This window comes from Streptomyces sp. NPDC051322 (assembly GCF_040689485.1).
GTDB lineage: Bacteria > Actinomycetota > Actinomycetes > Streptomycetales > Streptomycetaceae > Streptomyces.
This window is the reverse complement of the sequence record NZ_JBFBAK010000002.1, coordinates 69,674-82,797: the sequence shown is the minus strand read 5'-3', so window position 1 is coordinate 82,797 and position 13,124 is coordinate 69,674. Positions and strand designations below refer to the sequence as shown.

The 13,124-nt window shown below is 71.5% G+C and carries 11 protein-coding genes; 2 read left to right on the top strand and 9 right to left on the bottom strand.

From position 1 onward, the window contains the following. Positions 1-927 (bottom strand): non-homologous end-joining DNA ligase, encoded by a 927-nt coding sequence (ligD, locus tag AB0436_RS04605; RefSeq protein ID WP_366466224.1) that lies wholly within the window; start codon positions 925-927, stop codon positions 1-3. Between the two features lie 36 nt (positions 928-963). Then, a complete protein-coding gene (locus AB0436_RS04600) occupies positions 964-2,835 on the bottom strand; it encodes a transketolase (RefSeq protein WP_366466223.1) in 1,872 nt (623 codons plus the stop codon). Between the two features lie 234 nt (positions 2,836-3,069). Here AB0436_RS04600 and AB0436_RS04595 point away from each other — a divergent pair, with 234 nt between their 5' ends. Both AB0436_RS04595 and AB0436_RS04590 read left to right on the top strand, forming a co-directional pair. Then, a complete protein-coding gene (locus tag AB0436_RS04595; protein ID WP_366466221.1) occupies positions 3,070-3,879 on the top strand; it encodes a methyltransferase domain-containing protein in 810 nt (269 codons plus the stop codon). A gap of 102 nt (positions 3,880-3,981) precedes the next feature. After that, positions 3,982-4,338, top strand: a complete 357-nt coding sequence (locus tag AB0436_RS04590) for a VOC family protein (protein WP_366466220.1) — start codon at positions 3,982-3,984, stop codon at positions 4,336-4,338. A 40-nt stretch (positions 4,339-4,378) separates the two neighbouring features. Here the strand turns inward: AB0436_RS04590 and AB0436_RS04585 are convergent, their stop codons facing one another. The 7 genes from AB0436_RS04585 to AB0436_RS04555 form a co-directional block, all read right to left on the bottom strand. Continuing rightward, positions 4,379-6,349 (bottom strand): DUF5107 domain-containing protein, encoded by a 1,971-nt coding sequence (locus AB0436_RS04585; protein WP_366466219.1) that lies wholly within the window; start codon positions 6,347-6,349, stop codon positions 4,379-4,381. Between the two features lie 125 nt (positions 6,350-6,474). Continuing rightward, positions 6,475-7,035: a GNAT family protein gene (locus AB0436_RS04580; protein WP_366466217.1), complete on the bottom strand. Its 561-nt coding sequence runs from the start codon at positions 7,033-7,035 to the stop codon at positions 6,475-6,477. A gap of 56 nt (positions 7,036-7,091) precedes the next feature. Next, positions 7,092-8,030 (bottom strand): LD-carboxypeptidase, encoded by a 939-nt coding sequence (locus AB0436_RS04575; RefSeq protein ID WP_366466871.1) that lies wholly within the window; start codon positions 8,028-8,030, stop codon positions 7,092-7,094. Positions 8,031-8,038: 8 nt separating this feature from the next. Beyond that, on the bottom strand, positions 8,039-10,021 hold the full coding sequence (locus AB0436_RS04570) for a prolyl oligopeptidase family serine peptidase (protein ID WP_366466216.1): 1,983 nt from the start codon (positions 10,019-10,021) through the stop codon (positions 8,039-8,041). 13 nt (positions 10,022-10,034) lie between these two features. Next, a complete protein-coding gene (locus tag AB0436_RS04565; protein WP_366466215.1) occupies positions 10,035-11,381 on the bottom strand; it encodes a M20/M25/M40 family metallo-hydrolase in 1,347 nt (448 codons plus the stop codon). Further along, complete coding sequence (locus AB0436_RS04560; protein WP_366466214.1) at positions 11,374-12,207, bottom strand: M55 family metallopeptidase; 834 nt, start codon at positions 12,205-12,207, stop codon at positions 11,374-11,376. Before AB0436_RS04560 ends, AB0436_RS04565 begins: the two co-directional genes overlap by 8 nt. A gap of 158 nt (positions 12,208-12,365) precedes the next feature. Beyond that, entirely contained in the window at positions 12,366-13,088 is a 723-nt protein-coding gene (locus tag AB0436_RS04555; protein WP_366466213.1) for a class I SAM-dependent methyltransferase, read from the bottom strand. Between the last annotated feature and the right edge of the window lie 36 nt (positions 13,089-13,124).

Sequence of the window (13,124 nt, the reverse complement as noted above, 5' to 3'; positions counted from 1 at the left end):
TCACGTCACCCGGCTGAGCCGACGGCGGGCCGGCCCCAGTGTCCGGCCGTGTGCGAGGAGTCCCGCCCACGGCTTGGACCGGGCCTGTTCCAGTACGTCGCCGACCTCGGTCAGTGACCAGCGCCGGGCCGTCAGGCCGGGCTCGTCGAGCGCCTCCCAGGTGAGCGGCGCTGCGACCGGAGCGCCGCGCCGGGGACGTACGGACCACGGCGCGACGGCGGTCTGGGCATAGGCGTTGCGCTGGACGTCCACGTAGAGCCGGTCCCCGCGGGCCTGCTTCCGTACGGCCGTGGTCAGCCGGTCCGGACGGCGGGCCGCGAGCACCTCGCCGACGTCCCTGGCGAAACTCCGCGACTCGTCGAACGTGGTGTCGCCGGTGAGCGGAACGATCACGTGCAGTCCTTTGGAGCCGGTGGTCATGAGAGCCGACGGCAGGTGGAGCGTGTCGAGGAGTTCCTTCAGCGCGAGCGCGGCGTCCCGTACGGCGCGGAAGTCGTCGCCCGGCGGATCGAGATCGAAGACCAGCCGGTCCGGCCGCTCCGGCCGGTCTGCGCGCGACAGCCAGCGGTGCAGCGTGAGGCAGGCCTGGTCGGCGAGGAAGACCAGGGTCGCGGTGTCGTCGCAGACGGTGTGGGTGACGGTGCCGCCCTCCTTGCCCACCGTCACCCGGCGTACCCAGTCCGGATAGTGGTCGGGAGTGTCCTTCTGCATGAATCGAGGGCCTGTTATGCCGTCGGGGTGCCGCTCCAGCATCAGTGGCCGGTCCCGCACATGCGGCAGCATGGCGAAGGCGACCCGCCGGTAGTAGTCGGCGAGGTCGGCCTTGGTGAGGCCGCCGTCGCCGTCCGGGAAGAGGACCTTCTCCGGACGGTGGATCTCGACGCTCCGGCGACCCGCGCGCACCGTGTGTGCCTTGCTTGTGGTCATGGGTCCGCAGGTACCCCCTCGTGCCGGACGGAATCGTCAGCGGACCACCGCTTCCTCCAGCAGCAGCCGGATGGCTGCCGCCACCGTTTCGCCGTCGATGCCCGCGGCTTCCAACTGCTCCTGCGGAGTGGCGGAGCCCGGCATGTTCGTCACGGCCAGCCGCACCAGCCGCGGCACCGGCCTGCCGTCGGCGAACGCCTCGGCGACCGCGTCACCGAGACCGCCCTCGGGGTGGTGGTCCTCGACCGTCACCAGGCAGCCCGTCTGGTCCGCCGCCGTCCGCAGCGTCCCGGCATCCACCGGCTTGACCGAATACAGGTCGATGACCCGCACCGCGATGCCCTCAGCGGCGAGGATGTCCGCCGCCCGCAGGCACTCGTGCACGGTCTGCCCGGCGCCCACCAGGGTCACCGCGTCGTCGGCCGCCGAGCGCAGCACCTTGCTGCCGCCGATCGGGAACTCCTCGTCGGGTCCGTAGATGACCGGGCTCTCACCCCGGTTGGTCCGCAGATAGCGGATGCCCTGCGCACCGGCCATGGCCGCGACCAGCTTCGCCGTCTGGTTGGCGTCGCTCGGATACAGCACGGTGCTTGCGTGCACCGCGCGGAACATCGCCAGATCCTCGAGTCCCATCTGCGACGGGCCGTCCTGTCCGATGGCCACTCCCACATGCGAGCCGACGACATTGAGGTCCGCGCCGCTGATCGCCGCCATCCGGAAGAAGTCGTGCGCCCGGGTCAGGAAGGAGGCGAAGCTGCAGGCGAACGGCGTGTAGCCGCGCACCTGCATACCGACCGCGGCGGCGGCCAGCTGCTGTTCGGCGATGTAGCACTCGAAATACCGGCCGGGGTGTTCCTTGGCGAAGAACTCGGCGCGGGTCGAGTCGCCGACCTCCCCGTCGAGCACGACGACGTCGCCGCGTGCCGAACCGAGGGCGGTGACCGCCTCACCGAAGGCGTTACGGGTGGCGACCTCGTCACCGAGCCGGTAGCGGGGCAGATCGAGACTGCCGTTGCCGGCCGGGGCAGCGGTCCGGGCCTTGTCGGGTTTCCGCACGTCGATCCGGATGCTGCGCCGGCCGCCGAGCTCCTCGATGGCCTCGTCCGCATCGGGAAGCGGCTTGCCGTGCATCCCCTCACGGTCCTCGACGGCCGCCACTCCGGACCCTTTGCGGGTGCCTGCGATGATCGCGGTCGGGCGGCCCGTGACGGCGCACACCTCCCGGTAGGCCGCGTCGACGGCCTCGATGTCGTGTCCGTCGACCTCCACCGTGTGCCAGCCGAAAGCACGCAGCCTGCGCGCGTAGGCATCCAGATCGCGCTGGTGGCGGGTGGGCCCGCGCTGTCCCAGCCGGTTGACGTCGACGATCAGGGTGAGGTTGTCGAGATGCTCGAATCCGGCGTGTTCGGCGGCTTCCCAGACCGAACCCTCGGCCATCTCGCTGTCACCGCTCAGCACCCACACGCGATAGGGGACCCGGTCGAGGTGCTTGCCCGCCAGCGCCACGCCCACCCCGATGGGGAGCCCCTGCCCCAGCGAGCCGGTTGCCACATCCACCCACGGAAGGCGCGGCGTGGGGTGGCCCTCCAGTCGGCTGCCCTTCTTGCGGAAGGTGAGCAGTTCCTCGTCGTCGATGGCGCCCGCTGCCAGGTACATGGCGTACAGCAGGGGCGAGGCGTGGCCCTTCGACAGGATGAAGTGGTCGTTGCCCGGATCGTCCGGCCGGCCGAAGTCGTATCGCAGATACCGGGCGAGCAGGACGGCGGCCAGGTCGGCGGCCGACATCGACGAGGTGGGGTGACCGGACCCTGCCGCACCGGCGGCCCGTACCGCGTCGACCCGGAGCTGCTTGCCCAGTTCGGTCAGTTCTGCGTTGTCGGTCAGTTCTGCGCTGACGGTCTTGCTCATGCGCTCCACCTTTCCCGGTGCGGCTGGGATCCGGCCGGCGGGGACTTACGGACAGACGCTCCGGGTGCCCGAGCCGGTCACGGCAAAACGTTCCAGGGGGGTGAAGCGTCGAGGCCTTGCCCGCATGGCTGAGATTGCCCGCATACTGAGATTTCTATCTCACAATCCGGCCGACACCTCTAAGGTGAGGGCACCGCTTCGCAAGAGCCGGACGTCGATCGAGGGAGATCCGCCATGTCGAAGGAGACAGCCGTTTACACCCACGGCCACCACGCCTCGGTGCTGCGCTCGCACACCAGGCGGACCGCCGCCAACTCCGCCGGGTATCTGCTGGACTCGCTCAAGCCCCATATGCAGATCCTGGACATCGGCTGCGGCCCCGGCACCATCACCGCGGATCTGGCCGAACTCGTCCCGGACGGCCGGGTCATCGGGGTGGACATGGCTCCCGCGATCCTGGAGCAGGCGCGTGCGCTGGCCGCCGAACGGTCCCTGGCCAACACCGACTTCGCGGTTGCGGACGTGCACGCACTGGACTACCCGGACGACAGTTTCTGCGTCGTCCACGCACACCAGGTGCTCCAGCATGTGGGCGATCCCGTCCAGGCGCTGCGCGAGATGCGCCGGGTCACCAAGCCCAACGGCATCATCGCGGTGCGCGACGCCGACTACGGCGCCTTCACCTGGTCCCCCGCGTCCCCCGGGCTTGACAGGTGGCTGGAGCTGTACCGCCGGGTCGCCCGCGCCAACGGCGGCGAGCCGGACGCCGGGCGCCGACTGCTGTCCTGGGCCCAGCAGGCCGGCCTCACCGACATCACAGCGACGGCGACGAACTGGGTGTTCGCCACCCCGGAGGAGCGTGACTGGTGGAGCGGCCTGTGGGCCGAGCGCACCACCGCGTCCCGCTACGCGCACCTGGCCGTGGAAGGCGGCCACACGACACCGGAGCAGCTGAGCGAGATCGCCGACGCGTGGCGGGAATGGGGAGCGCGCGGCGACGCCTGGTTCATGGTGCCGCACGGCGAGATCCTCTGCCGGGTCTGAGGCGGGCGCTCAGGAGCGAGCGGACGAACGAGCACGTACGGGCGCGCGGCGGGCCTGCGGATTTCGATCTCATGGCCCGCCGGCGCCAACTAGGCTCGTCGTATGGAGATTCTGGGCACCACGCTGCGCATCTGCGTCGACGACCTCGAGACTTCGGTGTTCTTCTACGAACGCCTCACCGGCGCCAAGGCGTTGCGCTTCGAGCGCGGCGGCGTGTCGGTGGCCGCCGTCAGCTGCTTCCTCCTGATGAGCGGCCCCGAGTCGGAGCTGGCGATTCTGCGCAAAGTGACGGCGACCATCGCGGTGCAGGACGTCGACGACGCCCTGGCCGCGCTCAACGACGTCGGGGCCAAGGTCATCGCCGGGCCGGTACCGACCCCGGCGGGACGCAACCTGATCGCGGTGCACCCGGACGGATCGGTGTTCGAGTACGTCGACCGGAAGCCGGCTGCCGCGTAACGGCCGGTCCGTCCCGGCGAGTCCGGTCCCGGCGCCGCGGTTACCGGGCTCCCGGGCGCATCCGGTACTCGTAGGCGTCCGGCAGAGGTTCGTCGGTGAGGGCCGCCCAGACCTCATTGAGGATCTCCGCGCCTTCCCGCAGATCCGCCACTTCGAAGCCGGCGTCGAAGAGCGCCCGCGCGGCACCGGTCTCCCCTTCGGCGATGAGCAGCTGGGCCTCGATGAGACGGAACCGGCCGCGCTGGCGGATCGAGGGGCGCAGCCGGTGCCACACACCGCGGGCCTCGGAGCCGCGGCCCACCGCGAGCAGCGCCTCGATCGCCTCCCGGCCCAGGGCGGCCAGCACCGCCGTCCAGGGCTCGCCCTCGCGGATCTCGGCGCACAGGTCGTCGAAGGCTTCGGCGTAGCGGTCGGCGGCGCGTTCGTGGTGGCCGCCGCAGAGCTCGGCGACGGCCAGGCAACGCAGCAACGGCCAGCGGGACGGGGCCAGTTCCAGGCCGCGCTCCCAGCTGCGGACCGCCTGGGCGAGATCGCCCTCGTGCCACTGGGCGACGCCGAGGTGGTACTCGGTGAGGGGGTCGGCGGGCGCCGTCTCCAGCATGTCCCGCCAGTGCCTGCCCACCAGCGAGGGGCCTGGCGGCGTGACCCGGCGCGGGACGGGGAAGGAACCGGAGCGGTACAGCTCGAGCCAGGGCTGTTGCGCTTCGCCGATCGTCGACTCGTCGAAGGGAGTACCGGGGAGTTTGTGGCCACCGCGCAGGACTTCGAGCGCCCCCCAGCCGGAACCGTTGGCCAGTGTCTCGTGCGGTTCGAGGTCGGCGCAGGGCCGCCAGGCCGCGTACGCCGCGTCGACCTGCGCCCGGGGCAGCGCCTCCGCCAGCCGGGCTTCCGCCTCGCGGTGGGCGGCGTCCCAGTCGCCGCCGTGGACGGCCGAAGGTTCCGCGGCGAGCGGCCCGTACGCCTCCAGCCAGCTGAACTCGGCGCCCGGGTCGAGGCGGACATGCTCCAACTGGGTGCGGGCGAGCCCCGCCTGGATCTCGGCGTACCCGGGGGTACCCGGTTCGGTCAGCCACTGCTGCCACCGGCGGCCGCCGGTGCCCGAACCCCAGACGAAGAGCTTGCGGCCGCTCAGCCGGTCGGTAGAGGTCTGGACGAGCCCGTGGCCGCTCGCGTCCAGCGAGGCGATCCACTTCCTGGCCTCGCGCGGGACCTCGTAGAAGTAGTCGGCCGGGTACGCGCTGCGCAGCGGATAGCTGCGGTCGGCGCCGTTCCACTCCGGAACCGGGATCCGGCGCAGGCTGCGCTCGTAACCGAAGTGCCAGGCCTCGTCGGCGGGGGCCAGCACCCGGGTGTCCGGGTCCTCGGGCACCGCGATGTTGGACCACCAGTAGGTCGGCACGGTCTGCTCGTGGGGGTTTCGGATGCGTACGCCCACGTGGAGGAAGTCGGAGCTCTCCGGCAGCCACAGGTCCACCTGGAACGGCAGGTCGCGCAGCCGCTCCCACTCCCACAGCCGCAGCATCTCGCCGCCGTCCGGGCCGGCGACGAGCGCGGCGTGCAGGGGAGCACAACTGAGGGTGGTGTGGCCGGTGGCCCCGATGTTCCACTCGATGCCGCCGGAGAACCAGGCGCCGTTGAGTGCGAAGTCCGCGGGCTGCAGGACGGGGTTGCGGTAGAGCAGTTCCCGTCCGGTCGGCTTGTGGAACAGCGAGTGGATCCGGCCGCCGAGACCGGGCAGCACGGTGGCCCGCAGTCGGTCGTTCTCCAGCACCACCGCGTCGATGCCGGTGGGGGTGCGCTCCCGGCCGTACCCGTCGAGGATGCGGACCGGCAGCAGCGTACGCAGCGGTGCGTAGCCGACCTGCCGTGCCATGTCGCGGGGCATGCCGACCCGTCCCTCGGCGTCCACGGTGTGCATCTCGTCGAGCGGGCGCAGGGCGGGCAGTGGGTTCTCCGCCCCCAACGGGGCGGCGGGCAGGGTCAGTACGGCACGTCGCACGGTCGTGGCCATGGCAACCTCACTCGCTCGCACGGGCCACCGTCCGCCCGGCGCCCCTGATGACCATGGAACACCGGCGACGCGATCCTGACCAGGGGGTCCCCCGGCCAGGATTGCCCGAAGTCCCCGGCGCCGGGTCAGTGGCCGCCGGGAAGCATCTCCGCGGTGATCGCCCAGCGTTGGTGGTCCCGCCAGGCACCGTCGATGAAGAGGAAGTCCGGCGAATAGCCTTCCAGCCGGAAGCCGGCCCGCCGCACCAGGGCGATCGAGGCCTCGTTGGCCGGCTGGATGTTCACCTCGAGCCGGTGCAGCCCGAGCGGGCCGAAGGCGTACCGCATCACCTGGTCCAGCCCTTCGCCCATCAGCCCACGGCCCGCCGCGTGTGCGAAGGCGCCGTATCCCAGTGCGCCGCTGCGGAAGGCACCGGTGACGATGTTGTTGATGTTGATGAAACCGGCGATACGGCCGGCTGCGGGGCCCGCACGCTCGCAGACGAGGAAGCCGGCCTTGGCCGGGTCCTCGATCAGCCGGCGGGCGTACACCGCGAAGGCTTCGGCGTCCGCGGGTGGGAAGAGCCAGGGGTGGTGCAGCTCCTTGCTCTTCCCGGCCAGCGTGGTGAACTCTTCCGCGTCCCGGTACGAGAAGTGACGGATGCCCACGCGAGGGCCTTCGGCGAGGTAAGCGGTTGTTCCGGGCATCCGGTCAGGTTACGGCCCGATGCACGCCGTCGCGCGGCGGGGCGGTGCGCCCGGCGTCAGCGCAGCGCCGGTGCGTCGAGGGTGAGGGTGCCGGCGTCGGCGTCGAGCACCGCGGGGAGCCCGAGCGGCATGGTCTGCGCAGGGGTGCAGTGGCCGAAGCCCAGGTCCGCCACGACGGGGACGCCCAGGGCGCCGAGGCGGTCCCGCAGCACCGCCGCTGTCTCCTCGGCGGGAGCGCAGTCCTGCCAGGAACCGAGGGCGATCCCCGAGACGCCGTCCAGCCAGCGGGAGCGGAGCAGTTGGGTGAGGATCCGGTCGAGGCGGTACGCCTCCTCGCCGATGTCCTCGATGAGGAGCAGTCCCCCGCGGGCCGACGGGCGGACCTGCGGGGTACCGAGATCGGCGGCCAGCAGGGAGACGCAGCCGCCGAGGGTGACCCCGGCCGCCCGGCCGGGGACCAGCGGGCGGGCCGTGGCCAGGCCGAGGGTCCGCACCGATTCGGGCTCGAAGAGGGTGGCCCGCAGGGACTCCTGGGTAGCCGCGTCCTTCAGGAAGGCGACCGCTGCGACCATCGGGCCGTGCAGGGTGGCCAGGCCCATCCGGACGGCGAACGCCTCGTGCAGTGCGGTCACATCGCTGTAGCCGAGAAAGACCTTCGGCCCGGCTGCGCGCATCGCGCTCCAGTCGAGCAGGTCGACCATGCGCTGCACACCGTATCCGCCCCGCGCACAGAAGACCGCGGACACCGTGGGGTCGCACCAGGCCTCTTCGAGGTCGCGGGCGCGCGCCCGGTCGGTGCCCGCGAGGTAGCCGAACTGCGGGTGCCGGTCGAGCACATGGGGCATCACGACCGGATCGAGGTCCCAGCCGCGGAGTATGTCGAGACCGTCCGCGAGCCGGTCCTCGGGCAGCGGCCCGCTGGGTGCCACCACGGCGACCCGGGAACCCGGCCGCAGGCGGGCGGGCCGGGTCAGCGGAGACAACGGGGCCAGCAGGGTCGCGGTCACTTCTCCAGCTCCAGAACGGGGATGTCGGGGCGCGCGATGCCGAAGGCCTGTGCGTACAGGGACAGTTCAGCCTCCAGGGCGCGGACCAGAGTGTCGACCCGGCGAAATCCGTGGCCCTCCCCCTGGAAGGTGAGATACGCGTGCGGTACGCCCCGGCCCGCCATCCGCGTCAGGAAGCGCTCACACTGCACCGGCGGGCAGATCACGTCGTCGAGCCCCTGGAGCAGCAGGAAGGGTGCGGTGACCTGCTCCGGGTGGGACGCGGGAGAACGCTCGCGGTAACGCTCGGGGACCTCGGCGAACGGCCCGATGAGGCTCTCCAGGTACTTGCACTCGAAGTCGTGGGTGCCGTCCTCGGACGCCCAGTCCGTCAGGTCGAGGATCGGGTAGCTGATCGTGCCGCAGGCGTAGACATCGGTGGACACCAGGGAGGCCGCGGAGGTCCAGCCGCCCGCGCTGCCGCCGCGGATCGCGAGCCTGGCCGGATCCGCGTTGCCTTCGGCGGCGAGCGCCAGGGCCACGGCGGCGCAGTCCTCGACGTCGACGACGCCCCACTGTTCACGCAGCCGGTTGCGGTATTCCCTGCCGTATCCGGTCGAGCCGCCGTAGTTGATCTCGGCGACGCCGATGCCCCGGGACGTGAAGTAGGCGATCTCCAGATCGAGTACCAGCGGGACCCGGCTGGTGGGTCCGCCGTGCGCCCACATCACGTAGGGCGGGCGTTCCCCGTCGGGCGCGGTGTGGTCCGGGTTGTGCGGCGGGTACACATGGGCGTGGATCTCGCGGCCGGCCGGACCATCGAACGTACGGACCACCGGTTCGGGGTAGTAGGCGGGGTCCACGACGTCGTGGTGCGGGGAGCCGATGACGCGTGGGTGCCCGGTTCGGGTGTCGAGCTCGACGACCTCGTATCCGGTGTGCGCTCCTGCCGCCAGGCCGACGACGCGGGAGCCGGCCACGGACAGCGTCGACGCCCACTCGGTCCAGGGGCCCGGCACGTCGACCAGTTCGCCGGTCTCGGGGTCGAGCACGCCGAGTGCGGTGGCGCCCTTTCCGTGCACCACGGCGATCAGCCCGCTGTCCAGCGGTTCGAACCACTTCTGCCCGATCCGCCAGAGCGGCCCGCCGAACTCCTCGTCACGGGGGCAGAGCGCGAGGTCCCCCCGGTCGGGATCCGCGCAGTACAGATTCCACCAGCCGGTACGGTCCGAGGCGAACAACAGCCGTCCGTCGGCGGCCCATTCGACCTGCGCGACCGACTCGTCGGGGCCACCGGCGCACTGCCGGGCCGTCCCGAAGGTGCCGTCGTCGCCGACGTCGGCGAGCATGACGTCCGTGCCGTCCCACGGCATTCGCGGATGGTCCCAGCCCAGCCACACCGCACGGCGCCCGTCCGGGGACAGCCGTGCGCCGGTGACGAAGCGGTGCCGGCCGTCGGAGAGCTCACGTACCGCGGAACGGTCGTCGGCGGCCGAACCGTCGAGCGGGACGGCCGCGATCCGCCGCCGCACATCGGTCGGCGACTCCCCGGTGAACTCTTCGACCACACACCAGACTTCGCCCCGGTCCAGGTGGATCGTGGGGTCCACCCAGCGCAGCCCGTCACCCACCGCGGAGAGCGGCGTGAGCGGGCGCGGCTCCGCGGCCCGGTCGGGCTCGTACGCGTACAGCCGCTGGTCGGCGAAGTCGACGAAGACCACCAGCGGCCCTCCGTCGGAGCGCGCCGTCCCGGCCCACGGGTGTCCGCCGTACTCGATGACCCTGCTGCGCACATTCCACGGCGCGGGCAGCGCCGACTCCTCGGCGCCGTCCGCCCGCCGCCGCATCAGCGCCCGCCGGCCGCCCTCGGCCGGGCGCGGCGCGGTCCACCACACCTCGTCGCCGACCGCTCCGACGAACTCGGGCCGGCCGTCGTGCGAGGCCGCGAGCGCGGCGTCGATCGGTGACGACCAGGTTCCGTACGCCCCGGTGGCTGTCATGGTTCCCACTCCCCTATGCGGTACGCAGATAGTGATCGAGCACCCGAACGCCGAAGTGCAGGGCGTCCACGGGCACCCGTTCGTCGACGCCGTGGAACAGTGCCTGGTAGTCGAAGCCGGGCGGCAGCTTGAGTGGCGAGAAGCCGTAGCCGGTGATGCCGAGGCGGGAGAACTGCTTGGCGTCGGTACCGCCGGACATGCAGTACGGCACGACGTGGCCCTCGGGGGCGAAGCGCTGGACGGCGGCGCGCAGCTTGGCATAGGTCGGCGAGTCCACCGGCGCCTGGAGCGCCACCTCGCTGTGGTCGAACTCCCAGTCGACGTCCGGGCCGGTGAGCCGGTCGAGCGTCTCCCGGAACTCCTGCTCGCCGCCCGGCAGCACCCGCCCGTCGACGTAGGCGGTCGCGTGCCCGGGGATCACATTGACCTTGTAACCGGCTTGCAGCATGGTCGGATTGGCGCTGTTGCGCACGGTCGCCTCGACCAGCGCGGCGGCCGGGCCGAGCTTGCCGAGCAGGCCGTCCACGTCGAAGTCGGCCGCTCCGGGGTCCGCCTCGATGCCGTGCAGTGCGGCGATCTCGGTGAGCGCCGCCCGCACGGTGGGGGTGAGCCGCACCGGCCACCGGTGGTCGCCGATTCTGGCGATGGCGGCGGCGAGTCTGCTCACCGCGTTGTCCCGGTTGACCTTGGAACCGTGGCCCGCTCTGCCGTGCGCGGTGAGCTTCAGCCAGGCGGTGCCCCGCTCCCCCGCCGCGATGGGGTAGAGCGGCATCCCGGCCCCGGCGTGAAAGGTGAAGGCGCCGGACTCGCCGATGCCTTCGGTGCACCCCTCGAAGAGAGCGGCGTGCCGGTCGGCCAGGAAGCCCGAGCCGTCGACCGCGCTGGCTTCTTCGTCGGCGGTGTAGGCGATGACGATGTCCCGCCGTGGGCGGATGCCGTCGCGCGCCCAGGCGCGGACCACCGCGAGCACCATCGCGTCCATGTTCTTCATGTCTACGGCGCCCCGACCCCAGAGGACGCCGTCCCTGACCTCCCCGGAGAAGGGATGTACGGTCCAGTCGTCGGGCTCCGCGGGCACCACGTCGAGATGGCCGTGGACCAGCAGTGCGTCGGCCGACGGGTCGGTGCCCTCGATCCGCGCCACCACATTGGTCCGGCCCGGGGTGCGTTCGAGCAGGACCGGCTCGATTCCGGCGCCGGCCAGCCGCTCCGCCACGTACTCCGCGGCCGGCCGCTCCCGGCAGTCCCCGCCGCCCCGGTTGGTGGTGTCGATCCGGATCAGTCCCGAGGTGAAGTCCACCACTTCGTCGAGCGCCCGGCCGCCCAGCGCCGTCTCCTCGGTCGTTCCCACGTCAGCCATACTGTTCCTCCACTGCGGACGAGACGATCGTCGTGACCGCCTTGAAGGTACGGATGCCTTCATACATCGTCCCGCTGGTGTACTCGACACGCCGTTCGCCGGTCCGCAGGACCCCCGGAACGACCGTCGCGGCGCCCACCAAATGCTCCGCGTCGAACTCCAGCTGCACGGTGAAGGACTCACCGGTCACCGGCTCGTGCCGTACAGCGAGCGTCGCGGCCTCGGCCGCTGCCGACCGGATGTCGGACGCGGTCCGCGCGGGGGTACGGCAGACCGCCGCATACCGGGAGACATGGTCCTTCACCGCCACCGTGCGCGCCTGCGGGGCGTAGCCCCGGGCATCCTCGCAGGTCAGGTCGTCACCCGTGACCAGCACGACGGGGACGCCGTACTCCGCGACGACATGGGCGTTCAGCAGCCCCTCGCTCGCTCTGCTGCCGTTGAGCCAGACGCCGGTGATGGAGTTGGCGAGGTAGGTGTGCGCGAGGACCCCCTCCATACCCGCGCCGGTGTGATAACCGATGAAGGCGATGCCGTCCACGTCGCCATGCTGCACGCCTTCGACCATGGAGAGCGCCTTGTGTCGCCCGGTGAGCATCTGGACGCGTTCGTCGAGCTGCTCGATGAGCAGGTTGCGCATGGACCAGTGGGCTTCGTTGATGAGCACCTCGTCGGCGCCGCCCGCGAAGAAGCCGACCGCGGCCGCGTTCACGTCGGAGGTGAACAGGGACCGGCAGCGCTCCCATTGCGGCGTGCCCGGCAGCACATCACCGGGCCAGGTCACGCCTGTCGCGCCCTCCATGTCGGCGCTGATGAGGATCTTCATGCGGCATCACGGTACGCGGTCGGGAACCCACTGGCCAGGGGTGTTTTCCGTGTCAGAGGTCCAGTCCACCGAAAGATCAGCTGCCCGGCCGAACAGCGGTCGGCCGGGTGGGAACACGCCCCGCCCGGCCGACCGCCGACTCCTCGGATCCCGCGAACTCAGGACGCGGCGGCGAGCACGAACCACCGGGCCGGGAGATCGATCCGGCTGCCGTCGGGCATCTTCTCGGTCTGGGGCAACACCGTGTCACCGTCGGCCAGAATCGTCAGTCCGGCCGCCTGCAGCAACTCCGGTACCTCCTCGTCGGTGGCGCCCGCCGGCTTGAGGCCGTGGTCGAAGACCCGGCGCAGCTTCTTCGGCGGACCGTCCGGGGCCTCGGCCGCCGCCTGCAGGACGTCTTTCGATGCGGGCGTCAGCTCGACGACGAACGCCCGGCCCTTCTCGCCCACCAGTTCCGCGACCGCTGCGGCGACCGCCGGACGGGCCGCCGGCTCGCTCTGGTGGATCACTGCCCGCATGTAGACGTTGGTGTCGCCGATCCGCTGGTGCAGCGCACCGACCGCGACCGCATCCACCAGGTTGAGCTGCTCGTAATCGGCAACGCCCGCGGTGTCCGCACGCCGGGCATGCTCGACCGCGGCTTGCGAGAGGTCGACTCCGAGCGCGCGGGCGAAAACGGTGGAGAGATAGCGGGTCTGGGTGCCGCTGCCGCAACCCAGGTCCACCACGGGCAACGAGGTGTCGGCGTACGGCAACAGCAGCCGGCAGTGCGGCTCCGCGGACAGCGAGGCCTCCGCGTCCCAGATCGCCTCGCCGGGAGCGTCGGATGTGGCGGCCCAGAAGCCTTCCCATGACTGGCGATACTGCTGCGACACGTCCATGCGCACTCCCAAGTCCAGCTCGTTCGAAGCACTTTG